The sequence below is a fragment of the uncultured Oscillibacter sp. genome (assembly GCF_950073225.1).
In the GTDB taxonomy this organism is placed as follows: Bacteria; Bacillota; Clostridia; order Oscillospirales; family Oscillospiraceae; genus Oscillibacter.
This window is the reverse complement of record NZ_CATMPS010000001.1, coordinates 90,499-113,925: the sequence shown is the minus strand read 5'-3', so window position 1 is coordinate 113,925 and position 23,427 is coordinate 90,499. Positions and strand designations below refer to the sequence as shown.

At 63.3% G+C, this 23,427-nt stretch carries 22 protein-coding genes; 12 read left to right on the top strand and 10 right to left on the bottom strand.

The window, feature by feature from the left end:
- Positions 1–75 precede the first annotated feature (75 nt).
- From serC to Q1M04_RS00525, 4 genes are all read left to right on the top strand, one after another.
- Entirely contained in the window at positions 76–1,164 is a 1,089-nt protein-coding gene (gene serC / locus Q1M04_RS00540; protein ID WP_297996630.1) for a 3-phosphoserine/phosphohydroxythreonine transaminase, read from the top strand.
- A gap of 274 nt (positions 1,165–1,438) precedes the next feature.
- Positions 1,439–2,356 (top strand): NAD(P)-dependent oxidoreductase, encoded by a 918-nt coding sequence (locus tag Q1M04_RS00535; protein WP_297996633.1) that lies wholly within the window; start codon positions 1,439–1,441, stop codon positions 2,354–2,356.
- 34 nt (positions 2,357–2,390) lie between these two features.
- Positions 2,391–3,596 (top strand): L-serine ammonia-lyase, iron-sulfur-dependent, subunit alpha, encoded by a 1,206-nt coding sequence (locus Q1M04_RS00530; RefSeq protein WP_297996636.1) that lies wholly within the window; start codon positions 2,391–2,393, stop codon positions 3,594–3,596.
- 780 nt (positions 3,597–4,376) lie between these two features.
- Positions 4,377–5,222 (top strand): S-layer homology domain-containing protein, encoded by an 846-nt coding sequence (locus Q1M04_RS00525; protein ID WP_297996638.1) that lies wholly within the window; start codon positions 4,377–4,379, stop codon positions 5,220–5,222.
- A gap of 59 nt (positions 5,223–5,281) precedes the next feature.
- Here the strand turns inward: Q1M04_RS00525 and rpoN are convergent, their stop codons facing one another.
- The 3 genes from rpoN to Q1M04_RS00510 all read right to left on the bottom strand — a co-directional run bounded on the left by rpoN (position 5,282) and on the right by Q1M04_RS00510 (position 8,541).
- Entirely contained in the window at positions 5,282–6,613 is a 1,332-nt protein-coding gene (rpoN, locus tag Q1M04_RS00520; RefSeq protein ID WP_297996640.1) for an RNA polymerase factor sigma-54, read from the bottom strand.
- Positions 6,614–6,673: 60 nt separating this feature from the next.
- Entirely contained in the window at positions 6,674–8,089 is a 1,416-nt protein-coding gene (locus Q1M04_RS00515) for a sigma-54-dependent Fis family transcriptional regulator (RefSeq protein ID WP_297996642.1), read from the bottom strand.
- Positions 8,090–8,292: 203 nt separating this feature from the next.
- Positions 8,293–8,541: a helix-turn-helix domain-containing protein gene (locus tag Q1M04_RS00510; protein WP_297996644.1), complete on the bottom strand. Its 249-nt coding sequence runs from the start codon at positions 8,539–8,541 to the stop codon at positions 8,293–8,295.
- A gap of 78 nt (positions 8,542–8,619) precedes the next feature.
- Here Q1M04_RS00510 and Q1M04_RS00505 point away from each other — a divergent pair, with 78 nt between their 5' ends.
- Positions 8,620–8,865: a hypothetical protein gene (locus Q1M04_RS00505; RefSeq protein WP_297996646.1), complete on the top strand. Its 246-nt coding sequence runs from the start codon at positions 8,620–8,622 to the stop codon at positions 8,863–8,865.
- A gap of 401 nt (positions 8,866–9,266) precedes the next feature.
- Here the strand turns inward: Q1M04_RS00505 and Q1M04_RS00500 are convergent, their stop codons facing one another.
- Positions 9,267–10,880 (bottom strand): putative manganese-dependent inorganic diphosphatase, encoded by a 1,614-nt coding sequence (locus Q1M04_RS00500; protein ID WP_297294106.1) that lies wholly within the window; start codon positions 10,878–10,880, stop codon positions 9,267–9,269.
- 299 nt (positions 10,881–11,179) lie between these two features.
- Here Q1M04_RS00500 and rpsB point away from each other — a divergent pair, with 299 nt between their 5' ends.
- The 3 genes from rpsB (at position 11,180) to Q1M04_RS00485 (ending at position 14,024) form a co-directional block, all read left to right on the top strand.
- Positions 11,180–11,908, top strand: coding sequence for a 30S ribosomal protein S2 (gene rpsB / locus Q1M04_RS00495; RefSeq protein ID WP_295755491.1), 729 nt, complete (start codon positions 11,180–11,182; stop codon positions 11,906–11,908).
- A 36-nt stretch (positions 11,909–11,944) separates the two neighbouring features.
- Positions 11,945–12,868: a translation elongation factor Ts gene (tsf, locus tag Q1M04_RS00490; protein WP_297996650.1), complete on the top strand. Its 924-nt coding sequence runs from the start codon at positions 11,945–11,947 to the stop codon at positions 12,866–12,868.
- A gap of 268 nt (positions 12,869–13,136) precedes the next feature.
- Positions 13,137–14,024, top strand: coding sequence for a 4Fe-4S cluster-binding domain-containing protein (locus Q1M04_RS00485; protein ID WP_297294104.1), 888 nt, complete (start codon positions 13,137–13,139; stop codon positions 14,022–14,024).
- Between the two features lie 49 nt (positions 14,025–14,073).
- On the opposite strand, the gene Q1M04_RS00480 is transcribed toward Q1M04_RS00485, so the two are convergent.
- Positions 14,074–15,228 carry a S8/S53 family peptidase gene (locus Q1M04_RS00480; protein ID WP_297996652.1) on the bottom strand — a complete coding sequence of 385 codons (1,155 nt, stop codon included), beginning with the start codon at positions 15,226–15,228 and terminating at the stop codon, positions 14,074–14,076.
- Between the two features lie 220 nt (positions 15,229–15,448).
- Here Q1M04_RS00480 and Q1M04_RS00475 point away from each other — a divergent pair, with 220 nt between their 5' ends.
- Both Q1M04_RS00475 and Q1M04_RS00470 read left to right on the top strand, forming a co-directional pair.
- Positions 15,449–16,411 (top strand): S-layer homology domain-containing protein, encoded by a 963-nt coding sequence (locus tag Q1M04_RS00475; protein WP_297996654.1) that lies wholly within the window; start codon positions 15,449–15,451, stop codon positions 16,409–16,411.
- A 238-nt stretch (positions 16,412–16,649) separates the two neighbouring features.
- A complete protein-coding gene (locus tag Q1M04_RS00470; RefSeq protein ID WP_297996656.1) occupies positions 16,650–17,876 on the top strand; it encodes a serpin family protein in 1,227 nt (408 codons plus the stop codon).
- A gap of 32 nt (positions 17,877–17,908) precedes the next feature.
- On the opposite strand, the gene selD is transcribed toward Q1M04_RS00470, so the two are convergent.
- Genes selD through yqeC form a run of 3 tightly spaced genes read right to left on the bottom strand, consistent with a single transcriptional unit; the run spans position 17,909 to position 20,492 of the window.
- A complete protein-coding gene (gene selD / locus Q1M04_RS00465) occupies positions 17,909–18,949 on the bottom strand; it encodes a selenide, water dikinase SelD (protein WP_297996658.1) in 1,041 nt (346 codons plus the stop codon).
- Between the two features lie 35 nt (positions 18,950–18,984).
- A complete protein-coding gene (yqeB, locus tag Q1M04_RS00460) occupies positions 18,985–19,782 on the bottom strand; it encodes a selenium-dependent molybdenum cofactor biosynthesis protein YqeB (RefSeq protein WP_297996660.1) in 798 nt (265 codons plus the stop codon).
- A complete protein-coding gene (yqeC, locus tag Q1M04_RS00455) occupies positions 19,776–20,492 on the bottom strand; it encodes a selenium cofactor biosynthesis protein YqeC (protein ID WP_297996662.1) in 717 nt (238 codons plus the stop codon). Before yqeC ends, yqeB begins: the two co-directional genes overlap by 7 nt.
- Before the next feature lie 86 nt (positions 20,493–20,578).
- Between yqeC and Q1M04_RS00450 the strand changes: the two genes are divergently transcribed.
- Positions 20,579–21,082 (top strand): GreA/GreB family elongation factor, encoded by a 504-nt coding sequence (locus Q1M04_RS00450; RefSeq protein WP_295755513.1) that lies wholly within the window; start codon positions 20,579–20,581, stop codon positions 21,080–21,082.
- On the opposite strand, the gene Q1M04_RS00445 is transcribed toward Q1M04_RS00450, so the two are convergent.
- Positions 21,076–21,315, bottom strand: coding sequence for a helix-turn-helix domain-containing protein (locus tag Q1M04_RS00445; protein WP_297996664.1), 240 nt, complete (start codon positions 21,313–21,315; stop codon positions 21,076–21,078). The genes Q1M04_RS00450 and Q1M04_RS00445 overlap by 7 nt on opposite strands.
- A gap of 84 nt (positions 21,316–21,399) precedes the next feature.
- On the opposite strand from Q1M04_RS00445, the gene Q1M04_RS00440 reads away from it, so the two are divergent.
- Complete coding sequence (locus tag Q1M04_RS00440) at positions 21,400–21,567, top strand: hypothetical protein (protein WP_297996666.1); 168 nt, start codon at positions 21,400–21,402, stop codon at positions 21,565–21,567.
- A gap of 260 nt (positions 21,568–21,827) precedes the next feature.
- Here Q1M04_RS00440 and pyk read toward each other — a convergent pair whose 3' ends face one another.
- Positions 21,828–23,264: a pyruvate kinase gene (gene pyk, locus Q1M04_RS00435; RefSeq protein ID WP_297996668.1), complete on the bottom strand. Its 1,437-nt coding sequence runs from the start codon at positions 23,262–23,264 to the stop codon at positions 21,828–21,830.
- Positions 23,265–23,427 lie beyond the last annotated feature (163 nt).

Below are 23,427 nucleotides of genomic sequence, written 5' to 3'. Positions count from 1 at the left end.
ATCCTGTATACTATGGACAGGAAAGCGGCCCCGAAAGGGGCGGAATTTGTGGATTTTTGAATGGAGGAACGCGCTATGAAATACGGCCGCACCTACAATTTCTCCGCCGGCCCCGCCATGATGCCGGAGCCCGTGCTGGAGGAGATCGCCGCCGAGATGATGAACTACCGCGGGAGCGGCATGTGCGTCATGGAGATGAGCCACCGGAGCAAGGTGTTCCAGCAGATTCGGGACGAGGCGGAGGCGGACCTCCGCAAGCTCATGGGCATTCCCGACAACTACAAGGTCCTCTTCATCCAGGGAGGCGGCACGGTCCAGTTCGCCATGGTGGCCATGAACCTGATGAAAAACGGGGTCGGATGCTATGTGGAAACCGGCGCATGGTCCAAGAAGGCCATCGCCGAGGCAAAGAAATACGGCGAGGTCAAAATCGTGGCCTCCTCCGCCGACAAGAACTTCTCCTATATCCCGGACTGCTCCAATCTGGACATCCCGGACAACGCGGACTATGTGTATATCTGCGAAAACGAGACTATCAACGGCACCACCTATTTCAGCCTCCCCGACACCAAGGGGAAGGTACTGGTGTCCGACCAGTCCAGCATGTTCCTCTCCCGCCCCTGCGACGTGAGCCGGTACGGCCTCATCTGGGGCGGCGTGCAGAAGAACGTGGGCCCGGCGGGCATGGCGGTGGTCATCATCCGGGAGGATCTGCTGCGGGACGATCTTCCAAAATTTGTCCCCACCTATATGAGCTATAAGACCCACGCGGACAACGACTCCCTCTACAACACCCCCAACTGCTGGGCCATCTACTGCTGCGGAAAGGTCTTCAAGTATCTGCTGGATAACGGCGGCCTGGAGGCCATGCACCGGCGCAACGAGGAAAAGGCGAAGATTCTCTACGACTTCTTGGACCAGTCCAAGCTCTTCACCGGGGCCGTGCGGAAGGAGGACCGCTCCCTCATGAACGTGCCCTTCGTCACCCCCACGAAGGACCAGGACGCCGACGTGGTGGCGGCTTCCAAGGCGGCGGGCTTTGACAACCTCAAGGGCCACAAGAGCGTGGGCGGCCTCCGGGCCTCCATCTACAACGCCATGCCCAAGGAGGGCGTGGAGGCGCTGGTGGAGTTCCTGAAGAAGTACGAGCAGGAGCACAACTGAATTAAAGAGGGGACTTCGTCCCCCCTTTAGATTCCCCCCTCCAGTGACATCTGTCACTGGAGCCGCCGCCCAAGGCGGCTGGAGTCTTGGTATTTTCCTGACGCGCATGTCGTCAGGAAAATGATTCAAATTTATTTTCCGCCAAGAGCGGAAAACCAGGGGAGTGCCCCTGGACCCCCTTCCGGGCTGCCGGACGCGCCTGTCCCCCAATGGGCGTGAGGGTTTTCCGACATTGGCACCCCTGGGGTGTGCCGGATACGAAAGGGGTACAATTATGATGCTAAAGCGCGTATTGGTCACCGACGGAATGGACGCCTCCGCCATAGAAAAGCTCCGGGCGGACGGCTGCGAGGTGGTGGAGCAGTTCTATGAGCCCGACGCCCTGGGCCCCGCCCTGCGGGACTTTGACGCGGTGATTATCCGCTCCGCCACCAAAATCAAGGAGCCCCAGATTGACGCCGCCAAGGGCGGGCGGCTCCGGCTCATCGTCCGGGCGGGCGTGGGCATGGACAACATCGCCATTCCCTATGCCGAGGCGGCGGGCATCGCCGTGCGGAACACCCCCCGGGCCTCCTCCAACGCCGTGGCGGAGCTGGCCCTGGCCCTCCTCTTCTCCTGCGCCCGGAACATCTCCGTCGCCGGGCACACCATGCGGGAGAACAAGTGGGAGAAGAAGGCCTATTCCAAGGGCTTCGAGCTCTCCGGCAAAACCGCCGGAATCATCGGCTATGGACGCATCGGCCGGATGGTGGGCGATAAGTGCCAGGCCCTGGGGATGAAGGTCCTCTCCACCGTCCACCGTCACCGTCCGGAAGGCTGCGAGTGCGAGACTATGAAATTTGTCTCCATGGACGATCTGCTGGCGGGCTCCGACGTGCTCATCCTCTGCGCCCCCGGCGGGGACAAGGCCCTGGTGGACCGGGAGAGCCTGGGAAAGATGAAGGACGGCGTGGTGATTGTCAACGTCTCCCGGGGCAGCAACGTGGACGAGGGGGCCCTTCTGGAGGCCCTGGAGTCCGGCAAGGTCCGGGCGGCGGGGCTGGACGTGTGGATGAGCGAGAAGGACCCCAACTGGGCCCTGGCCCAGCACCCGGCGGTCTCCTGCACCCCCCACATCGGCGCGGGGACCCGGGAGGCGCAGAAGCGCATCGGCCAGGAGCTGGTGGACATTGTGGAGGGCTTTGCCCCTTGAGGGCGGAGCTCTGGGCACAGGAGTATGAAAAGCCATGCGATCGATTCGTGACATCTATAAGGCGGGCCGGGGGCCCTCCAGCTCCCACACCATGGGCCCCGCCCGGGCCGCCGCCCTCTTCCGGGAGGAGACGCCGGAGGCGGACGCCTACCGGGCGGTGCTGTACGGCTCCCTTTCCAAGACGGGGAAGGGCCACGGGACGGACCGCATCCTGACGGAGACCTTCGCCCCCCTTCCGGCGGAGATTGTCTTCTCCCAGGAGACGGTGGAACAGCACCCCAACACCCTGGACCTCACCGCCCTCCGGGGCGGGCGGGAGCTATGCACCCAGCGGGTCTACAGCGTGGGCGGCGGGGATTTGGAATGGGAGGGCCGCCCCGCCCCGGGGCAGGAGCAGGAGACCTATTTTGAAAACTCCTTCGCCGAAATCAAGGAGTTCTGCGAGTTCCGCTACATCAGCCTCACGGACTACGTGGAGCTGAACGAGGGGGCGGGCATCTGGGACGACCTCCTGGAAATCTGGTCCGTCATGCAGCGCTCCATTCAGGAGGGGCTGGCCGCCTCCGGGGAGCTGCCCGGGGGGCTGCGCATTGAGCGGAAGGCCAAGTCCATCCACGACCACATTCTGGTGAACAAGCACCCGGAGATCATCGAGTGCCAGCGGGTGTGCTCCTACGCCTACGCCGTGTCGGAGCAGAACGCCGGAAACGGCCTCATCGTCACCGCCCCCACCTGCGGGTCCTGCGGCGTGCTGCCGGCGGTGCTGTACTACTTCCAGGACAAGCGGGGCCTCAGCGATTTGGATGTGGCCCACGCCCTGGGGGTGGCGGGCCTCTTCGGCGCCCTGGCGAAGCGCAACGCCTCCGTCTCCGGGGCGGAGTGCGGATGTCAGGCGGAAATCGGCGTGGCCTGCGCCATGGCCGCCGCCGCCCTGGGCCAGATCTTCGGCTACTCCGTCAAGCGCATCGAGTACGCCGCCGAGGTGGCCCTGGAGCATCACCTGGGCCTTACCTGCGACCCCATCTGCGGCCTGGTTCAGATTCCCTGCATCGAGCGCAACGCCGTGGCGGCCATGCGGGCCATCAACTCCGCGAATCTGGCCTATTTCCTGGCGGAGACCCGGCGCATCAGCTATGACATGGTGCTCAAGACCATGTACGAAACCGGCATCCACCTGAACCGGGGCTACCGGGAGACCTCCGAAGGGGGCCTTGCCCGGCTGTATTCCCGGCGGGGGTGAAACCGGAAATAAGGAAACGAGAGCCCCGCCTGTCCCTTGGAACAGGCGGGGCATTTTGGGGATTTTGCCGAAACCCCCTTGCAATTTGAGGAAATCCGGGTTACAATAAGAACTGGAAACATGAATGCGGCAGGCTGCCGGGTGTAAGAGGCACCCGACAGCCCTGTACGAGTGTCCGTACCACTCAGCACAGCAGTTTGAACTGCGCCACGGGCTTATTATACCCATTCCTCCACGCTTTTGCAAGGGTGGATAGCAAGGTTGCGGGAAGGGGAACGATGGGCCGTGCGTTCGCATGCTCTTAGGCGGCGCTGAGTTCTTGGGACTCGGCGCCGCTTTTATGTTTCCGGCGGACGCCCAACCGGAGAGGGAGGTCCCACACACACGGCGGGTCCCCCCCGCCATCCCCTTTCCTCCCTCCCCGGCGGGCGCGCCCCGCCGGAAGACCCGTGAAAACCGGCTGACCCGCGAAAGCCCCCGCGCCGGAAGGCGCGGGGGCTTTTCACCGGAAAGCTTCGCTAAAAACGGCGGAGTTGTCGTAAAAGCACACAGCGCAAGCGTTTGTTTTTCTCCGGCAGGGAAGCTAAAAATGACAAATTCTGATGCCGGCCTCCCAAATTGAAGGAAGGCATGGCTGTGAAAAAGTTCCCGTTCTTTTTGCAGAATGTGACAAATCCTCTTGCATTTTCCGGCAGGATGGAGTAAAATACGTTTCATTCTGTCGGCTGCGGACGAGAGCGTTCCCGTCCGCCGGGTCAAAAAATTTTTGGAGGAACCAACATGAAGAAAAAGCTGTTATCCCTGGCTCTGGCCCTGGCGCTGAGCCTGAGCCTGGCTGTCCCCGCCTTCGCCGCCGAGGAAGACAAGACGGGCACCACCGCTCCCACGGAGTCTTCCGGCGAGGAGAAGAAGGACGAAACTCCCGCGGAAGGCGAGGAGAAGAAGGACGAAGCTCCCGCCGAAGATGGGGAGAAAAAAGACGAAACTCCCGCCGAGGACGGGGAGAAGAAGGACGAAGCTCCCGCCGAGGACGGAGAGAAAAAGGACGAAGCTCCCGCCGAGGACGGAGAGAAAAAGGACGAAGCTCCCGCCGAAGACGGAGAGAAGAAAGACGAGGCCGCTCCCAAGTTTACCGATGTAGCCGCCGATTCCCCCTTTGCCGCCGCCATTGACTGGGCCGTTGCCGAGGGCATCACCACCGGCAAGACCGAGACCACCTTCGGCCCCTCCGACACCTGCACCGTGTCCCACATCCTGACCTTCCTGTGGCGCGCCAACGGCAAGCCCGGCGCCAAGGAGGGCGTGAAGGACCGTGACGCCGCCCTGGAGTGGTTCGAGAAGGAGATCGTTGACAATCACGGAGAGCCCGACGCCGCCTGCACCCGGTCCATGGCCATGCTCTACATCTGGCAGGCCGCCGGCAACCCGGAGACCGAGGCCAAGGTGAGCTTCACCGACGTGACCGACGGCGGAGAGTACGGCCTCCAGCCCATCGCCTGGGCCGTGGAGAAGGGCATCACCTCCGGCACCGGCGACGGCACCACCTTCTCCCCCGACACCCCCTGCACCCGGGGCCAGATCGTGACCTTCCTCTATCGCGCCAACCAGGCTGAAGCCGCCGAGTAAGCACCGTCCAGATAAAAAGCCCCGCCGTGAGAACGGCGGGGCTTTTCCTGTCTCCAGCATCATTTTCTCCTGGCCGCCGAGGACCCCAGGCCCAGCTCCAGGCGGTACTTGGTCACCGTCCGCCGGGCCAGGAGAATCCCCCGGTCCGCCAGCAGGCGGGAGAGGTCCTGGTCGCTGTAGGGCCGTTGACCATCCTCCTCCCGGACGAGGGAGAGCAGGGCCTGCTTCGCCGCCTGGCGGGAGACGCCGCCGCTGACGGGGAGGCTGAAAAAGTAGCGGAGGGGGTATGTACCCTGGCGGCACTGGAGGTACTTCCCCCGGACGGCCCGGGAGACCGTGGAGGGGTGAAGGGCCAGACCCTCCGCCAGGGAGGAAAGCGTCATAGGGGCCAGGTCCCCCGTCTGCCCGGAGAAGAAGGGCCGCTGGGCTTCCAGCGCCGCCTCGGCGCAGCGGCGGAGGGTGCTCCCCCGGCGATCCAGGCTGTCCAGCAGCCATTTGGCCTGCCGGAGCTTCTGGCGGAGGTAGTCCTTAGTCTCCTTCTCGTCGGAGCTTTTCAAAAGCCGGAGATAGTAGTCGTTGACGGACACCCGGGGCAGGTAGTACTCGTTCAAAATGACCTTGAGCTCCCCGTCCAGCTCCGCGACGAACACGTCGGGCCGGACGTAGACCGTGGGCTCGGCGGGCTGGAAGGCCCGGCCGGGATGGGGCTCCAGGGAGGCGACAACCGCTTCCGCCCGCCGCACGGCCTCCACCGTAATCCCCAGCTTCTGGGCGATGGCGGCGTAGTGCTTCCGCCCCAGCTCCGGGAGGAAGCGGGCGGCAACGTCCATGGCCACAGGGTCCGCGCCGTCCCGGCGGCTGAGCTGGAGCAGCAGGCACTCGGACAGGGATCGGGCCCCCACCCCCGGGGGGTCCAGGCTCTGGAGGGTGTCCAGGGCCTGGTCCGTCAGGGCCTGGGGGATCTTCATGGCGGCGAGGCCGTCCAGATCCTCCTGGGCCAGGTAGCCGTCTTCGTCCACCAGCTCCGCCAGATACTCGCACAGGGCCGACAGGGGCTTGGGGAGCCGGAGGCGGTGAATCTGGTCCCGGAGGAAGGCGGCGAGGCTTTCCAGGGCGCTGTCCATGGCCCCGGCTTCCGGGGCCCCCTCCTCATGGGTGAAGGTGGCCCGGTCCCGGACGCCGCCGTCAATCCACCCGGCCTGGCGGCGCAGCTCCTCATAGGCCCGCTCCGGCGGGTCGGACTGGTCCAGCAGGGGGTTTTCCTCCGCCTGGCGGGAGAGGTATTCCAGCAGCTCCTGGGAGGTCATCTGAAGGACCTCCATGGACTGCATCAGCTGGGGAGTCAGCTTCAGCTCCTGCCGCAATTCGGTTTTCAGCTGAACAAGGCTCATGGGGCTCCTCCTGTGGGGCCTGACCCGGGGTCAGGCCGTTCCTCCGGGACCTTCCGGCCCCTATTTTACGTACTTGGCTACCTTCCGGGCCGCCGTGGCCTGGGAGATGCCCAGCTCCTTGGCCACGGCCACGGTGGTGCCCCAGCGGCGGTAGGACTCCCGGATGATCTGCCCCTCGTAGGCGTCCATCCGCTCCGTCAGGGTGCCCTCCCGGGCGGGGGCCGGGGCGGCGGACCCGGCGTCGTACTCCGGGGGCAGGTGCCCCAGGTCGATAATGGGGTCCTGGACGGTGATGACCAGGCGCTCCACCAGGTTTTCCAGCTGGCGGACGTTGCCGGGCCAGTCGCAGCGCTCCAGGAAGGTCAAAAGCCGGGGGCTGAAGGTGAGGGCCTTGCCGTACTCCCCGCAGAACCGGGCCAGGAACTGGTGGGCCAGGGGGAGGATGTCCTCCCGCCGCTGCCGCAGGGGGGGGATGTGGATGCGGATGACGTTGAGCCGGTAGAAGAGGTCGGAGCGGAAGAGGCCCCTTTGGACCGCCTCCTCCAGGTTGCGGTTGGTGGCAACCAAAAGGCGGAAGTCCAGCTCGATGCGCTTGTTGCCGGAAAGGCGCTCAATGGTTTTTTCCTGAATGAGCTGAAGGAGCTTGGACTGAATGTGGGGAGGCAGCTCGCCGATTTCGTCTAAGAAGAGGGTGCCGTTTTGCGCCAGCTCGATTTTGCCGATTTTGCCGCCGCTGGCGGCCCCGGTGAAGGCCCCCTTCTCATAGCCGAAGAGCTCGGACTCGATGAGGTTTTCGTGGAGCACGGCGCAGTTGACCTCAATGAAGGGCCCGTCGGCCCGGCTGCTCATGGCGTGGATGGCCTTGGCTACGGCGCTTTTTCCCACGCCGGTCTCCCCGGTGATGAGAATGTTGGCTTTTGTGTTGGCGGTGTTCTGCATCAGGGTCCACAGCCGCTGCATGGAGGCGCTTTTGAAGATGAGGCTGGTGGAGGTGGCCCGGGTGCGGAGCTCGGCAATCTCCTGGGAGTACTGCTGGAGGGAGTCCTGGAGGTGGCGGTAGTTCCGCTGGATGGCGTTGATCTGCTCCATGGAGACGGTGTTGAAGCAGACGGCGAATTTCAGATCGCCGGCGCGGTCGAAGAGGGGGATGCCCACGGTCATGACGTTTTTGTGGGCGTGGTTGATGGTCTGGGTGGCGGTGATTTTCCGCCTCTGGCGGATGACCTCGGCGGTGACGCAGGGGGAGAAGGTGCCGTCAGCCTCCAAATCGAAGGCGGAGCGGCCCACGATGGAGTTGTGGACGAAGCCGAAGTTCTTTTCATAGCTCTCGCTGACCCGGAGGATGACGCCCTTGGCGTCGGAGAGCATCATGTCGTCGGCGAGGACCAGGTTGTTCTCAGGGCTGAGGATGTCGAAGAGGCCCCGGAGGTTGATGTCGTCGTCAAAGAGGGTGGTGAAGTCGGGTGCCTGCGGCATGGCGGGGCCTCCTTACTTTTCCCCCTGAAAGGGGGGGATTTTACTCGCCCTGACGGGCGGGGCGGATTGGATACCAGCGATGGCTGGTCCATTGCACCCCCCATTTTCTCTTTTTCTTCCAGAAGAAAAAGAGAAAACGGGCCGTGCACGGTCCAAAAGAGAAAAAGAAGTATGGGCCCTTCGGGCCATTTTTTTGCCTTCGATTAGTCTGCCTTTTCCTCCGCGCCCCGCCATGTGGGGTCGTCGGTGATGCCCAGCAGATAGTCCGCGGAGACGTGAAAATACTTCGCCAGCAAAACCACCTTTTCAATCGTGGTCCCCCGGTGGCCTCGCTCCATCATGCCGACTCCGTTGCTTGACAGTCCAAGCTTTTCTCCCAATTCATTTTGTTGGAGCCCAGCTTTCAGCCGCAGCTCCCGGAGTCTTTCTCCAAAAACAGCTTTAACTTCCATAATACCTCTTGACAGCACACTATTTGCGTGTTATTATCAGTATAACGCACAAATAGTTTTTTGGAAAGGGGGAAACTCATGTCGAATTTTTTAAACGCCATATACCACGATGATCCGCTTTCTTATCAGACACTCTGTAACATTGATTCTCCTCAAACACCGGAGGAGCGGCATGTTGCCGCTCAACTCCGCGCGGTAGATGAAGAGACAGCGGAAAAGCTAAAGGCGGGCATCCGCATTCTTGCGGACCGTCAATCAGAGGAAGCCTTTTATGACGGCGTCCGTTTCGGCGCGCAATTAATGGCGGAGCTTCTAGCGCAATAACCGGCAGGAGCCTTGCGCAAGCGCCAGGTGAGCGGCAGCGGAAAGAGAAGCTGGTCCATTCGTCCATCTCCAAAACTCCCGCTTGCACCACGCCGCGGGCAGGAGACATGCGTACCCGGAGGAAGCACCTCTTGCGCGTCTCCCGTCCCACGTCCCCCGCAGGGCGCATACTTCTTTTTCTCTTTTGGACCGTGCACGGCCCGTTTTCTCTTTTTCTTCTAGAAGAAAAACCGGGGCCCCCGCGCGGCCTGCCGCGTGGGGAGAGGAGGAAGGAACGGAGCAGAGCGCAGTCCTCGCCGTTAGGCGGGGACGGAGTGGGCGGAGTTTCTTCCGACGACATGGGGGGTGCAATGAACCAGCCATCGCTGGTATCCAATCCGCCCCGCCCGCAAGGGCGAGCATCATCCCCACAATGCGGACAGCATTGGAATGACCTGCTTCTTCCGGGACATAATCTTGGGCAGGAAGGCGTAATTCTCCTCCCCCTTGATCCCGAACGCCTGGCGGATAGTATCCTCGTCGCCGACGAAAAGCAGCTGCGTCCCCTCCAGCAGCACGTCGGTAATCATCAGCACCACGCTCTGGAGCCCCCGCTTCTCCCGGGTTTCCGCCATGACGGCCAAAAACTCGCCCAGCCGCTTCAAAAGCCGGTCGGAGTCCATGGTGGTAATCTGGCTCACCGCCAGGTTGTGCCCGGCGATGTGGAACTCCTTGTAGTCCGTTTTCAGCATCGCCTCGGCGGTCTTGTCGTCCCCGCAGGCGGCGGAGAAAATCGCCTGCCCCAGGTCCTCCAGCCTGACGCTTGCGATGCGGGCCATGCGGTTGGCGATGTCGATGTCCCGCTGGGTGCAGGTGGGGGACTTGAACATCACCGTGTCCGACACAATGGCCGCCGCCATGAGCCCCGCCATTTTCGCCGTGGGCATCAGGCCCTTCTCCTGGTACATTTCCGCGATGATGGTGTTGGTGCTGCCCACCGCCTCGTTCCGGACGTGGATGGGGTTTTTCGTCTCGATGTCCGCCAGGCGGTGGTGGTCGATGATCTCCAGAATGTCCGCCTGGTCCAGCCCCGTGACGGACTGGGACTTTTCGTTGTGGTCCACCAGCACCACCCGCTTGCGCCGGGGGCGGAGGAGGTGATAGCGGGACAGCATCCCGACGACCTTCTCCTCCTCGTCCAAAATGGGATAGGCCCGGAAGCGGCTTTCCAGCACGGCGTCCTGCACGTCGTCGATATAATCGTCCAGGTGGAAGCAGACGAGATCCTTATTCTTGCACACCCGGGCGATGGGCAGGGCGTGGAAGATGAGCCGCAGGGCCTGGTAGGCGTCGATGGGGGTGGAGATGACGCAGGTCTTCCCCGCCCGCTCCAAAAGCTCCTGGGGCGCCTCGCCCTGGCAGATGATGACGCAGTTCACCTGAAGGTCCAGGGCCCGCTGGACCATGTCCGGCTGGTCGCCGCAGATGACCACGCTGTCCGGGCTGGAGAAGAGCAGGTTCTCCCGGCTGGCGGGCAGGGCGATGGTCACCTCCCCGGAAACCAGGTCCGGCGCGTCCTCGCTCTCGTGGAGGAGCTTCCCCTCCAGCACGGAGATGAGGTTGAAGACGGGGATGTCCTCCACCCGGGGGTTGCGGACGGTGGTGATGTCGTAGTTGGCCACGTCCCCGGCGGAGAGGGTGCCGTAAAGGGTCCCGTCTTCGTTGGCCACGGGGAGGATGGAGAGGTTCCCCCCCTGCATGGCCTGCCAGCCCCGGCTGACGGTGGCGGCGGCGGAGAGGGTGGGCGGCGTGTCGTAGTCCAGGTCCCGGACCTGGGTGCGGACGTTGTCGATGAGCCTGGGGGGCTGGAAGCCGAAGCGGTCCAGGACGATTTGCGTCTCGTCGCTGATTTGGCCCAGCCGGGCGGCCTGGTACTGCCGGTTGCCCAGGGCGTTTTGAAGGGCGGCGTAGGCCATGGCGGAGACGATGGAATCCGTATCCGGGTTCCGGTGCCCGGTGATATAGATGGTGTCCATTGGAAAAAGGCTCCTTTCACGGGACGCGGCGGCGTCCCCTCTCATATCATATCCCCATTATGCTTCCCCGGAGGGGAAATGTCAATCTTTAAGCGGGGACAGGGGAAGTTTTCCCGAAAAAATCCCGGAGATTTGTTAAAATCCCCTTGCATTGGAAAACCGGCTGTGATATGATATTTCAGCATTCCGCACGGCACGCCGACTTTCCGCCGGTGCCCGGTGCCTTAAGGCCCTGGGTTGGCGGGGGGGATGAAGCCGCCGGAGGTAAAAACTAAACTTGATTTGGAGGAACAAATACCATGGCAAATTCCAGCGTCGTATCCATGAAGGCCCTGCTTGAGGCGGGCGTCCACTTCGGCCACCAGACCCGCCGGTGGAACCCCAAGATGGCCCCCTATATCTACACGGAGCGCAACGGCATCTATATTGTCGACCTCCAGAAGACCGTCCGCAAGCTGGAAGAGGCGTACAACTTCGTCCGCCAGCTCTCTGAAAACGGCCAGTCCCTGCTGTTCGTGGGCACCAAGAAGCAGGCCCAGGACGCCATCCGGGAGGAGGCGGGCCGCTGCGGCCAGTACTACGTCAACGCCCGGTGGCTGGGCGGCATGATGACCAACTTCAAGACCATGCGCACCCGGGTGGACCGGCTGAACCAGCTCAAGGCCATGCAGGAGGACGGCACCTTCGACATGCTGCCCAAGAAGGAAGTCATGAAGCACCTGGGCGAAATCGCGAAGCTGGAGAAATACCTCGGCGGCGTGAAGGAAATGAAGAAGCTCCCCGGCGCCCTCTTCATTGTGGACACCCGGAAGGAGCGCAACGCCATTGCCGAGGCCCACAAGCTGGGCATTCCCGTGGTGGCCATCGCGGATACCAACTGCGACCCCGACGAAATCGACTATGTGATCCCCGGAAACGACGACGCCATCCGGGCCATCAAGCTGATCTCCTCCATCATGGCCAACGCCGTGCTGGAGGGCCGCCAGGGCGAGCAGACCGAGGAAGCCGCCCCTGCCGCCGCCGAGTGAGATACGGCGATACAATAAATTTGGAGGAACGCAATTATGGCTTTCAGCGCGACTGATGTAAAGAACCTGCGCGAGATGACCGGCGTAGGCATGATGGACTGCAAAAAGGCCCTGGTGGCCACCGACGGCGACATGGACAAGGCCGTGGAGTGGCTGCGGGAAAAGGGCATGGCCGCTTCCGTGAAGAAGGCGGGCCGCGTGGCCGCCGAGGGCATGGCCTATGCCGCCGTCATCGACGGCGTGGGCGTAGTGGTGGAGGTGAACGCCGAAACCGACTTCGTGGGCAAAAACGAGAAATTCGTGGACTTCGTCAAGGGTGTGGCCGCCACCGCGGCCAAGGAGAACCCCGCCGACCTGGACGCTTTGATGGAGTGCAAGTATAACGGAACGGACCTCACCGTCACCCAGCAGCAGCAGGAGATGGTGCTGGTCATCGGCGAGAACATCAAGGTCCGCCGCTTCGCCCGGTGCGCCGAGGGCGTGTCCGTGCCCTACGTCCATGCCGGCGGCAAGATCGGCGTGCTGGTGAACCTGGAGACCGGCCTTCCCGCCGAACAGGTGGCGGAGCTGGGCAAGAACATCGCCATGCAGATCGCCGCCTTGAACCCCCGCTTCTGGGACAAGTCCCAGGTGACCCAGGACGTGCTGGACGAGGAGAAGAAGGTCATGCTGGCCCAGATGGAGAACGACCCGAAAATGGCGGGCAAGCCCGAGCAGGTCCGGGAGAAGATCGTCATGGGCAAGCTGAACAAGTTCTATTCCGAAAACTGCCTGCTCCAGCAGGATTCCGTCCGCGCCGACGTGTTCGAGGGGTCTGTGGAGGCCTATATCGCCCACGCGGCCAAGGAGCTGGGCGGCGCCATCACCTTCAAGACCGCCGTGCGGTTCGAGAAGGGCGAGGGCATCGAGAAAAAGCAGGAGAACTTCGCCGACGAGATCGCCTCCCTGGTGAAGGGCTGATCCCCGGCTTTCAACCGTATCAAAAGGACCTCCGCCCCTGGGCGGAGGTCCTTTCCTGCTTCTTTGCGGGGCCTGTCCCCCCCCTGGTCAGGCCATTCCTCCGGGACCGCCCTTCTGCGGAAAGACCGCTCCATTGAACCTTTCGATTTTTTCAACAGAGAATTTCCGAATAGCTCTTGACCTTCCGGGAAAAATCCTTTAAAATAAGGGTTTGTGTACGGCCCCGGCCGTACCGTCATCACTATAAACGGAAAGGCGAGACGACGTTATGAAGCATCCCTACAAGACGCGGGAGGGCGGCGCGACGGTGACGGTATTCGTCCCTTACGACTGCAAGAACCACTGCCCCTTCTGCATCAATAAAGGCGAATACGCGGACCTGACCGGCTTTTCCGCCGAGAAAATCCGCGCCAGCATCCGCCGGATGGACGCCATTACGCCTTACTGCGATTTTGTCTTCACCGGCGGCGAGCCCTTCGCCGACCTCCAGGTCCTCCAGTCCATGCTGGACGAGATTCCCACCACCCACAAGGTCTATATCAACACCACGCTGCCTGTGTCCGAGTTCCAGACGGAGGAGGATATCCTGGCCTTCACGGAGCGGAACAAGCATAAAATCACCTGCATCAACGTCTCCCGGCACATGCAGAAATACGTGGTGGAGTCCAACGACGGTTTGCTTGCCCGGCTCCCCGTGCCCTTCCGGGTGAACTGCGTGCTGTATAAGGACTACCCCGCTGAGAACCTGATCCCCTATCTGGACCGCTTTAAGAAGGTTCCCGGGGCCTCCATCCAGTTCCGGTTCGATTACACCGCCACCACGCCGGAGAACCTCTATGAGGAAGAGGGGGACAAAATCCTCCAGGACCTGAAAAAAATCGCCCGGTACACCGGGCTGGACGGCTGCCGGATGCGCTGCGGATTCCACTTCGATTACCACGGGCTGGAGCTGACCTACCACAAGACCCTGCCCTATTCCACCATTGTGGAGACGGACCCGGCGGACGGCGTGACCTACGACATCCTCTACGACATCCTGATTAAGCAGAACGGGGACATCCACGGCGATTGGGACGGGACCCCGCTGGACGTGGAGGCTTATGAACAGGTGGTCTTCGAGCCCTATGACCTAAAGTGGCTGGCGAGGATTGCGTAACGGCATAAAAGAAACCAAACAAGCGGACGGCCTTAGCCGTCCGCTTTTCTCATGCCCCCAGAGCCTCCAGCAGGGCCGCCGGGTCCACCGCCTTCCCATAGGGATATTCCACCCCGTCCCTCCAAACGGAAACGGGCCGGGCGGTGGACCGGGCGGCGGCGAGGAATTCCTCGAACGTCACCTCGGGCTTCACCTGACAGGCCAGGGCGTAGAGCCCCGCCACATAAGGAACCGCCCAGCTCGTGCCGCCCCCGGCGAAATAGGCGTACTCCGCCCCGCCCGCCGGAGAGGCGGCGGTGCGGCCATCCATGGGAACCAGGAGAAGGGACCCGTCCGTCCCCCGGTATTCTCCGCTGTAAAGGCTCTCCTCCCAGAAGGCCCCGGGGAGGCAGTCCTCCAGGCGGTTGGGGTCCCCATAGGGCCGCCGCCCCATGCCCATCCAGGGCTCCAGCAGGGGGTCCCGGCTGTTGACGCAGACCACGGCGATGCCCGCCGCCCGGGCCCGGGCGATGGCGGCCTCCAGGGCTTCCGCCCCCGGGTCCCCCGGCATCCAGCCCACGGACATGGAAATCACCCGGATGCGCTCGCCCTCCGGCAGGGTTTCATTCAGGGCCGTGAGGCGGTCTACGTCCTCGGCGTACCAGCTCAGGTCCCGGGAAAACGCCGCGCCCTCCCCGGTTCCCAAATCGTCGGCCAGGAAGTACAGCAGGGCCTCCGGGGCCACGCCCACCGTCTTCCCCAGGGCGATGGAGGCCACGGCGGGGCCGTGGGCGGAGGCGGGGCCTTGGGCGGCGGTGTGATATTCCTGATAGAACCGGAGGCGGTCCCCGTACTCCTGATGGTTCGCCGGCAGGGCCTGGTCTATGATGGCAATCCCCACGCCCCTGCCGGTGATTCCCCGCCCATGGAGGGCCCGGAGGCCCAGGCCGGGGTCCTTCCCCAGATCCAAAAGCCGCGCCGGGTCAAAGCCCTCCGGCAGCTCCTCCGGCCACTGGGTCCGGGTGTCAAAATCCCAGCGGTACGCCGCCTCCTCCAGGCCCGTCAGATCCAGCTCCCGGAGGTCCGCCCCCCGGAGATCGCCGGAGGACAAAAGGGCCCGGCTTTCCGCCTCCGGCTCCATGGGTTCCTCCCGGGACGGCCCGCAGCCCGCCAGCAGGGCCAGCAAAAGGCAGAGGGCGGGGCGCAAAAGTTTGCGGTTTTTCATGATGCATCATCTCCTTGTTGAAATGCCTCCAGCATACCAGGCAAATCTTACGAACGGCTTGACAGCTTTCTTACAAATTTCTTACGGTTTGCGCCCTCCCCTTTTTCTTCCAACTTTCTTCAATTTTACTAAAACCCCTTGACGGGAGGCGGCGGGAGGCTTATTCTTATTTTATAAAGAATCCACCGGATAAGCCGCGCAATGCGGAGGAGGGCTTCCTATGAAAAAGATCATCGCAACATCCCTGGCGGCGCTGCTGTGCCTGAGCCTGAGCGCGCCCGCGGCCATGGCTTACGGGCCCTGGGACGGGCGGACCGCCGTCTCCTCGAACTTGTGGACCGGAATGGCCCTGGGCCTGAACAACTTCCGGCAGATCCGGGACTATTACCCCGGGGTCTTCCCCGACGTGCCCGCCGGGGCCTGGTATGAGGAGGGCGTCCGCACCCTCTACGAGCGGGGCCTGACGGAGGGCGGGCGGCGCTTCGCCCCCCGGAGCCAGGTCACCCTGGGCGAGGTGGTGTCCCTGGCGGTGCTGCTCCACCGGACCTATAACGGCTGGTCCATGCCGGAGGGGATGAGCGGGCTTCAGTACGCACTGAACACCGGCATCGTCGCCGCCGACCAATACGACGACTACACCGCCCCCGCCACCCGGCGGAGCTTTGCCGCCATCATGGCCAACGCCCTGCCCTCCGAGGCGCTGAAGGGCATCAACATCGTCATGGACGGCACCATCCCCGACGTGCCCATGACCGACCCCGGCGCCAAGGGCATCTACCGGCTCTACCGGGCGGGCGTCCTGGTGGGCGGAGACATTCACGGCACCTTCCATCCCAACGGCCTGGTTACCCGGAGCACGGCGGCGGTTATCGTCTCCCGGATGGTGGAGCCCGCCCTGCGCCGGGGGACCACGCTGATGGAGCAGGAGTCCTACCGGGTCTACCTGGACCGGACTTCCATGCTGCTGGCCCCGGGGCAGGCCGACCGGCTCACCGCCATGGTCTATCCCGTCAACAACATGATGGAGCAGCGGATCTCCTGGTCCTCCTCCGAGCCCCGGACCGCCGTGGTGGACCAGAACGGCGTGGTCACCGCCATTCAGCCGGGCACGGCCCTCATCATCGCCTCCACGCCCTCCGGCACCATGGCCACCTGCGCCGTGCGGGTGGTGGCCTGGCACTAGGCCTTGTTTGAAAAATAGCAAAACGCCGTCTTGGGGCATCTTTTTCCGCCAGGACTGCGTTGATTTGACTTGAAATCCGTCAGGATTCCTGCGTCAAATCGCCTTGCCTGGCAAAAAAATCTGCCTCAATCCGGAATTCCGCCAATTTTCAAACAAGGACTAAAAATTTTAAAGCGGCGAAACCTTTCTTCCTTATTTGCCGTCTATACAGGCAAAGGATGAAAAGGAGGACCGCCCGATGAAGACGCTAAAAAAGGTATTCGCCCTGCTGCTGGCCCTGCTGTGCCTCGCCGGATGCGGCGGGGGAACCAGGAGCCTGACGGGGCAGGTTTGGCCCGCCCCGGTGGGGGCGGAGTTGAAGGAAGAGGACGCCGCCGCCCTGTCGGAGTTCTCCCTGGAGCTGCTGAGGGAGACCTGGAAGGGGGAGAACGCCCTGACGTCCCCCCTGTCGGTGCTCTGCGCCCTGGGGATGACCGCCAATGGAGCACGGGGCGGGACGCTGGAGCAGATGGAGGCCGTCCTGGGCCTGCCCGTGGAGAAGCTGAACGGGCTCCTGGCCGCCTGGGCGGAGGACCTGCCCAGGGAAAAGGACTGCCGGGTGGAGCTGGCAAACTCCGTCTGGGTCCGGGACGACGGGAGCTTTGAGGCCGATCCGAACTTTTTGGATACCGCCGCGAAGTGGTACGGGGCGGAGGTCTTCGCCTCCCCATTCGACGCCGCCGCCGTCCGGGACATCAACAGCTGGGTGGAGAAGAACACCCGCGGCATGATTCCGGAAATCCTGGACGAGCTGGGGGACACGACCGTGCTGGTCCTGGTGAACGCCCTGGCCCTGGAGGCGGAGTGGGAGGAAATCTATGAGGATATCGATGTCCGGGAGGACGCGATTTTCACCAAGGAGGACGGCGCGGAGCAGCTCGCGGCGCTGATGTACTCCTCCGAGGGGTATTATCTGAAGGACGAGGGGGCCCAGGGCTTCCTGAAATTCTACAAGGGCGGGCGCTGGGCCTTCGCCGCCCTGCTGCCGGACGAGGGCACGGCCCTGGAGGACTACCTGAACTCCCTGACGGGGGCGCGGCTCCGCCAGGTGCTGGCGGGCGCGGAGGAGACCCTGGTCTACGCCGCCATCCCCAAATTCAAGAGCGCGTACGGGATGGAGCTGAACGACGCTTTGAAGTCCCTGGGCATGACGGACGCCTTTGACATGGGCCGGGCGGACCTGTCCGGTCTGGGAGTCTCCGAAATGGGGCCGCTGTTCATCAGCCGGGTGCTCCACAAGACCTATATCTCCGTGGATGAAAAAGGCACCCAGGCCGGGGCCGCCACGGCGGTGCTGGCAGATTCTGGAGGCACCGCGCCGGGAAACGTGCCGGAGGTGTATCTGGAGCGGCCCTTCCTGTACATGCTGGTGGATAGGGAGACGAACCTTCCCGCCTTTATCGGCGTGGTGACAGCGATGGAATAACAAAAAGCGGACGGCCCAGCCGTCCGCTTTTTTTATTTCAAGAAGATCCGCCGTCCGCCCTGATATTCCCGGACGGTCCCAATCCGCTGGGCGCTGGGGACGGCGGGCCTCAAGGCCTCATACAGGGCTTCCGCGTCCTCCGGGTCCACGGCCATGAGAAGCCCGCCGGAGGTCTGGGAGTCATAGAGCAGGTCCTGCTGCCAGAGCTCCGCCGTTCCGGGGTCCACGGAGTCCCCGGCGAAGGAGCGGTTGCGGTACATGCCCTCGGGGAGAATCCCCATCCTTGCCAGCTCCGCCGCCTCGGGGATGAAGTCCACGGCCCCCACGTCAATCTCCAGCTCCACGCCGCTGCCCTGGGCCATCTCCAGGCCGTGGCCCAGGAGGCCGAAGCCCGTCACGTCGGTGCAGGCGTGGACACGGTATTGGACCATGACGTCCCGGGCCGCCTTGTTCAGGGTGGTCATAAGCGCATAGGCCCGCTCCATGGCCTGGGGCGGGGCCAAATCTGCCTTGGCGGCGGTGGTCAGGACCCCGATGCCGATGGGCTTGGTGAAAAGGAGCGCGTCTCCCGGCTTTGCGCCGGAGTTGGTGAGCATCCGGTCCGGATGGACAAAGCCCGTGACGGCCAGGCCGTACTTGGGCTCGTCGTCCAGAATGCTATGACCTCCTGTAGTCAAAGCCCCGGCTTCATACACCTTGTCATAGCCTCCCCGGAGCAGGTCGTGGACCGCCTCGGGGGACATGTCCTTGGGCACCGCCATGATGTTCAGGCACAGCTTGGGCTCGCCGCCCATGGCGTACACGTCGGAAAGGGCGTTGGCGGCGGCGATCTGGCCGAAGAGATAGGGGTCGTCGGCGATGGGCGGGAAGAAGTCCACCGTCTGCACCAGGGCCAGGTCCTGGGAGAGCTTGTAGACGGACGCGTCGTCGCTCCGGTCGAAGCCCACCAGGAGGTTGGGGTCCTCATGGACCCGGATGCCCTCCAAAAGCCGGGCCAGGGTCCCGGCTCCCACCTTGGCCCCGCAGCCGGCGCATTTGGCCAGCTTGGTCAGCTTGACCTGGTTTTCAGCCATAAGAAGCCTCCTTATTTGATTACAATTTGTAATTATTAGATACTTTTCAACGCGCCGGACAGGGAGAGCACCGCTTCCAGCACCCCGCCGCCTACCGCCAGGGCCTTGTCGCTGGCGCAGTAGCAGTGTTCAATCTTACACCGGGGGTCCACGTCCCCGGACTTCATGCCCTTGTGGACCGGGGTCCCCTCCGGCAGGATGCCCCGGAGGACGCCGTCCAGGGTGCAGATCATGGGAACGCCGCCTACCTCCCCCGCGATATCCCCCAGCTTCACCTGGGCGCCGATGTCCAGAAGCTGGTGAAACACCCCGTCCGCCGGAGCCCGGAGGACCCGCTCCCCGGCAAAGCCGCCGATGAGGCCGGGAATACCGGTGTTGGGCAGGGCGGAGCCCTCATAGAGGGCCCGGCCCAGGGTGTGGCCCCGCATGGTCTCCACCACGGCGTGGCAGTCCGTTCCCGCCGTGAAGCCGGGACCCACGCCAATGACCACCGGCGCGTCGGTGATGTTTGTGCCCAGGTTCTTCTTTGCCAGAATGGCGTCCACCACGGCGGCGGGCTTCAGGACCGGGACGCAGGCCCCCTCCGGGTCCGCCAGGACGGGGATAACGCCGCTTTTCAGCAGCTCCAGGGCCTGGTCCGGGGACTCCGCCCGGCGGGCGGTCACGCCCTCCACCACAGTCTCCCCGTGGACGATGGCCTGGGAAAAGGCCACGGTGCGGCGGATGGCGGTGGGCTTTTCCAGGTCGGTCATGACCACCTGGATACCCGCCCGCCAAAGGCGGAGGGCAGCGCCGGTGGCGATGTCCCCGGCGCCTCGAATCACGACTAGCATGGGTAACGCTCCTTTCTCATAAGGGACCCGGCCAGGACGGGGCCGGACAGCCGCGCCGCCAGGGCGGCGGCCTGCCGCCGGGCTTCCGCCGTCTCGGCCTGGTTGATGAAGACCCGGGTGTGGAGGCCCTCTGCCAGCAGCACCGCCGCCTCCGTCTCCGGCGAGGCGGGGGCGCTCTGCTCCGCGCCCGCCAGGCGGGCGTAAAGACCCGGGCGGTGGGCCGCCTCCGCGATGGGACGGCCGAAGCCGGAGGCCCCGATTAACAGAACCGTCTGGTTTGCCTCCGGGGGAATCACCGGCTCATGAGGGGCGTGGGCCTTGAGGGGACGGCCCGCCGCACCGTCGGCCTCCGCCAGCACGTAGTCCGCCAGCTCCATCAAACGGGCCATGGGAATGGCCGGGGCGGCAAGCTTCCCGGTTCCCGGTACCGGAGTTCCGGCGCAGACCAGGCGGCGGGCTTCCAGAGCCTGCGCCAGGGAATCCTCCGTGGGGTCCGTCAGGTTTGGGAGGCCGTCGAAGGGGAAAATTTTTGTGGTGGTGCAGAGAAGAACCCGGGCCCCGTCTGCCGCCAGCTCCGTTCCCAGGGTCCGCAGGAGGGTGGTCTTCCCCCCTCCACCGATAACGGCGGTGACGCCGGGGCGGATGCCCAGCAGCCCGGCAAAGCACATGGCGGCGCCTCCTCCCTCGTTGTTCTTTACATAGAATAGCACCCCTCCGGGCCGGCGTCAAGGGGCCTTCTTGACAGCGGCGGCGGAAGGGGCTATGATGGAGCGGCACAAAAAAGGAGGGATGCGCCGTGTATGACGAGCTGACGGCGGTGGATATCAAAAAGATGAAAGAGGAGCTGGACCACCGGGTCCGGGTCCTGCGGCCCCAGCTGATCGAGGAGGTCCAGACCGCCCGGGCCTTCGGGGACCTGAGCGAGAACTTTGAGTACAAATGCGCCAAGCAGGCGAAGAACCGGAACGACAGCCGCATCCGGTATCTGGAGCGGATGATCCGCACGGCGAAGGTGATTGAGGTCCGGGGCGCGGAGGACGCGGTGGGGCTGTTCGACCGGGTGACCATCTACAATGAGATGGTGAAGAAGGAAATGGAGGTCCGGATTGTCACCACATTGCGCCAGGACGCGCTGAAAGGCCTGGTCAGCAAGGAGTCCCCGGTGGGGAAGGCGCTTTTGGGGAAGCGGATTGGAGACCGGGTCCAAGTGGAGGTCAACCCGAATCTAAAATACTTTGTGGAGATACGGGGGATTGAGAAAGGGGAAGACGACGAGAGCCTGGATATCAGCGCCTACTGATAGTCTCCCTCAGTGGATTCCTTTCGCGGATATGGCCGCGGGTCATCTGTCAGACCGGCCAAATAATCCATGCTGGTTTCCAAAGCGGCGGCGATACGGCGGCATTGTTCAAAGGTCATGCCCCGTTTCCCGGTCTCGATTTTAGAATAGTCGCTTTGATCAATGCCCGTCAGCATCTGCATTTTAATTTGTGTATAGCCCCGGCTTTTGCGGAGCGCCTTGATTGGAGTCATATATATCACCCATAAAATTATGGCATATTGACCTATTGATATTAGGGTGATTTTGACCTATAATGGGGGCGAGGTGATGCCCCAATGGATAGCGGCAACGCAAAAAAGCGGGTCTGCGTAATCATCCCGCAGAAGGAACACGAACGCCTCTCCCGCATGGCAGGCGAAACCGGGCGCACGGCGGCGGGATACCTGCGCTGGCTGTTAAACCGGCATTTCAGGGAACTGGATAAGGGAGAACAGGAAGAGTAGTCCAAAATAAGAGCCCTCCGGCATCGCCGGAGGGCTCCATACTTCCTTTTCTCTTTTGGACCGTGCACGGCCCGTTTGTCTCCGGCCTAAGAGCCGCCGCTTCGCGGCGGTTGGCCTCCGACACGCGCCTGCGGGCGCAGTCTCTTTTCCTTCTGGAAGGAAAAGAGAAAATGGGGGGTGCAATGCACCAGCCATCGCTGGTATCCAATCTCCCCCGCCCGTCAGGGCGAGTACAATCTCCCCCGCTTGGAAGAGTGGCATTACAGGGTATTATCCTCAATCACCTGCGCCTTGATGAGGTTCGTAGACCCGCTCTTGCCCAGAGGCACCCCGGCGGTGATAACCACCGTGTCCCCAGGCTGGACCAGCCCCTCCTTCACCGCCACCTCGGCGGAGAGGGAAAAAATCCGGTCCGTGGAGTTGACCTCCCCCGTCAGGAAGGGAATCACGCCCCAGCAGATGGAAAGCTGCCGCCGGGTCTTTTCCTGCATGGTCAGCGCCGCCACCGGGCAGGCGGGGCGGAAGCGGCAGATCATCCGGGCCGTCCGGCCGGAGCTGCTGGCCGCCAGGATGGCCGTGGCGTTCAGGTCCCGGGCCGTGAGACAGCAGGTGTGGGTGATGGCGTCGTTGATGTTGTTGGAGGTGGTAACCACCAGCTGCTTCTGGAAGCGCTTCCAGTAGTCGATGGACGCCTCCGCCTCCGTGACGATCTCCAGCATGGCCGCCAGGGCCTCCACGGGGTACTTGCCCCCGGCGGTCTCCCCGGAGAGCATGACGCAGCTGGTGCCGTCGTATACGGCGTTGGCCACGTCGGAGACTTCCGCCCGGGTGGGGCGGGGGTTGCGCATCATGGAGTCCAGCATCTGGGTGGCGGTGATGACAGGCTTGCCCGCCTGGAGGCCCTTGCGGATCATCTGCTTCTGGAGGGCGGGAACCTTGGCGGCGGGAATCTCCACCCCCAGATCGCCCCGGGCAACCATCACCCCGTCGGCGGCTTCCAGAATGCCGTCCAGGTTGTCGATGCCCTCCTGGTTCTCGATTTTCGCGATGATTTTCACATTGTCCCCGCCGCACTGGTGCAGCACCTCCCGGACGGCCTCCACGTCGGCGGCCCGGCGGACGAAGGAGGCGGCGATGAAGTCAAAGTCGTTCTCTACGCCGAAGCGGATGTCTGCCACGTCCTTCTCCGTCAGGGCGGGGAGCTGGATATGGGCCCCGGGGATGTTGATGGACTTGTTGGCGGAGAGGGTACCGCCGTTTTCCACATGGCACACGATGTCGCCGCCTCGAATTTCCTGGACCCGGATGGCGACCAGCCCGTCGTCAATCAGGATCTCCTGGCCGGGGGACACCTCCTCGTGGAGCTTGGGATAGGTGACGGAAACCCGCTGGGCGGTGCCGGGCACATCCTCCACCGTGAGGGTGAATTCCTCCCCGGCGGTGAGCTCCACGGTCTTGCTCTCAAAGCTCTTGATGCGGATTTCCGGGCCCTTGGTGTCCAGGATGGTGGCCACGGGGCTGCCCATCCGGTCCCGGATGGCCTTCAGGCGGTTCAGCCGCTCCAGGTGCTCCGGGTGGCTGCCGTGGGAAAAGTTGAACCGGGCGCCGTTCATGCCCCCCTTGATGAGGGCGACAATCAGGTCCTCGCTGTCTACGGCGGGGCCCAGGGTGCAGATAATTTTCGTTTTTCTCAGCATATGAAATTCCTCCTGTGGATTCCCCCCATGGGAATCCGAAAACCAAATATGGATGTGTCCGTGTGGTTTCCTATTATACAAGAGTCTTCCCCCGCTGGGTAGGTTAGAATTCCATAAATTTTACGTAATCGTTTAGCTTAGTCTCTGTGAAAGTGTTTCCCCA

What these genes read in the sequence shown, in the direction of transcription:
- Q1M04_RS00505 (WP_297996646.1), top strand. Translation starts at nt 8,620, where the DNA reads ATGTCGAATTTTTTAAACGCCATATACCACGATGATCCGCTTTCTTAT.
- pyk (WP_297996668.1), bottom strand. Translation starts at nt 23,264, where the DNA reads ATGCTGAGAAAAACGAAAATTATCTGCACCCTGGGCCCCGCCGTAGAC.
- rpsB (WP_295755491.1), top strand. Translation starts at nt 11,180, where the DNA reads ATGGCAAATTCCAGCGTCGTATCCATGAAGGCCCTGCTTGAGGCGGGC.
- serC (WP_297996630.1), top strand. Translation starts at nt 76, where the DNA reads ATGAAATACGGCCGCACCTACAATTTCTCCGCCGGCCCCGCCATGATG.
- Q1M04_RS00480 (WP_297996652.1), bottom strand. Translation starts at nt 15,228, where the DNA reads ATGAAAAACCGCAAACTTTTGCGCCCCGCCCTCTGCCTTTTGCTGGCC.
- Q1M04_RS00535 (WP_297996633.1), top strand. Translation starts at nt 1,439, where the DNA reads ATGATGCTAAAGCGCGTATTGGTCACCGACGGAATGGACGCCTCCGCC.
- Q1M04_RS00445 (WP_297996664.1), bottom strand. Translation starts at nt 21,315, where the DNA reads ATGACTCCAATCAAGGCGCTCCGCAAAAGCCGGGGCTATACACAAATT.
- Q1M04_RS00500 (WP_297294106.1), bottom strand. Translation starts at nt 10,880, where the DNA reads ATGGACACCATCTATATCACCGGGCACCGGAACCCGGATACGGATTCC.
- Q1M04_RS00515 (WP_297996642.1), bottom strand. Translation starts at nt 8,089, where the DNA reads ATGCCGCAGGCACCCGACTTCACCACCCTCTTTGACGACGACATCAAC.
- tsf (WP_297996650.1), top strand. Translation starts at nt 11,945, where the DNA reads ATGGCTTTCAGCGCGACTGATGTAAAGAACCTGCGCGAGATGACCGGC.
- yqeB (WP_297996660.1), bottom strand. Translation starts at nt 19,782, where the DNA reads ATGCTAGTCGTGATTCGAGGCGCCGGGGACATCGCCACCGGCGCTGCC.
- Q1M04_RS00530 (WP_297996636.1), top strand. Translation starts at nt 2,391, where the DNA reads ATGCGATCGATTCGTGACATCTATAAGGCGGGCCGGGGGCCCTCCAGC.
- Q1M04_RS00475 (WP_297996654.1), top strand. Translation starts at nt 15,449, where the DNA reads ATGAAAAAGATCATCGCAACATCCCTGGCGGCGCTGCTGTGCCTGAGC.
- Q1M04_RS00485 (WP_297294104.1), top strand. Translation starts at nt 13,137, where the DNA reads ATGAAGCATCCCTACAAGACGCGGGAGGGCGGCGCGACGGTGACGGTA.
- Q1M04_RS00510 (WP_297996644.1), bottom strand. Translation starts at nt 8,541, where the DNA reads ATGGAAGTTAAAGCTGTTTTTGGAGAAAGACTCCGGGAGCTGCGGCTG.
- Q1M04_RS00440 (WP_297996666.1), top strand. Translation starts at nt 21,400, where the DNA reads ATGGATAGCGGCAACGCAAAAAAGCGGGTCTGCGTAATCATCCCGCAG.
- Q1M04_RS00525 (WP_297996638.1), top strand. Translation starts at nt 4,377, where the DNA reads ATGAAGAAAAAGCTGTTATCCCTGGCTCTGGCCCTGGCGCTGAGCCTG.
- rpoN (WP_297996640.1), bottom strand. Translation starts at nt 6,613, where the DNA reads ATGAGCCTTGTTCAGCTGAAAACCGAATTGCGGCAGGAGCTGAAGCTG.
- selD (WP_297996658.1), bottom strand. Translation starts at nt 18,949, where the DNA reads ATGGCTGAAAACCAGGTCAAGCTGACCAAGCTGGCCAAATGCGCCGGC.
- Q1M04_RS00470 (WP_297996656.1), top strand. Translation starts at nt 16,650, where the DNA reads ATGAAGACGCTAAAAAAGGTATTCGCCCTGCTGCTGGCCCTGCTGTGC.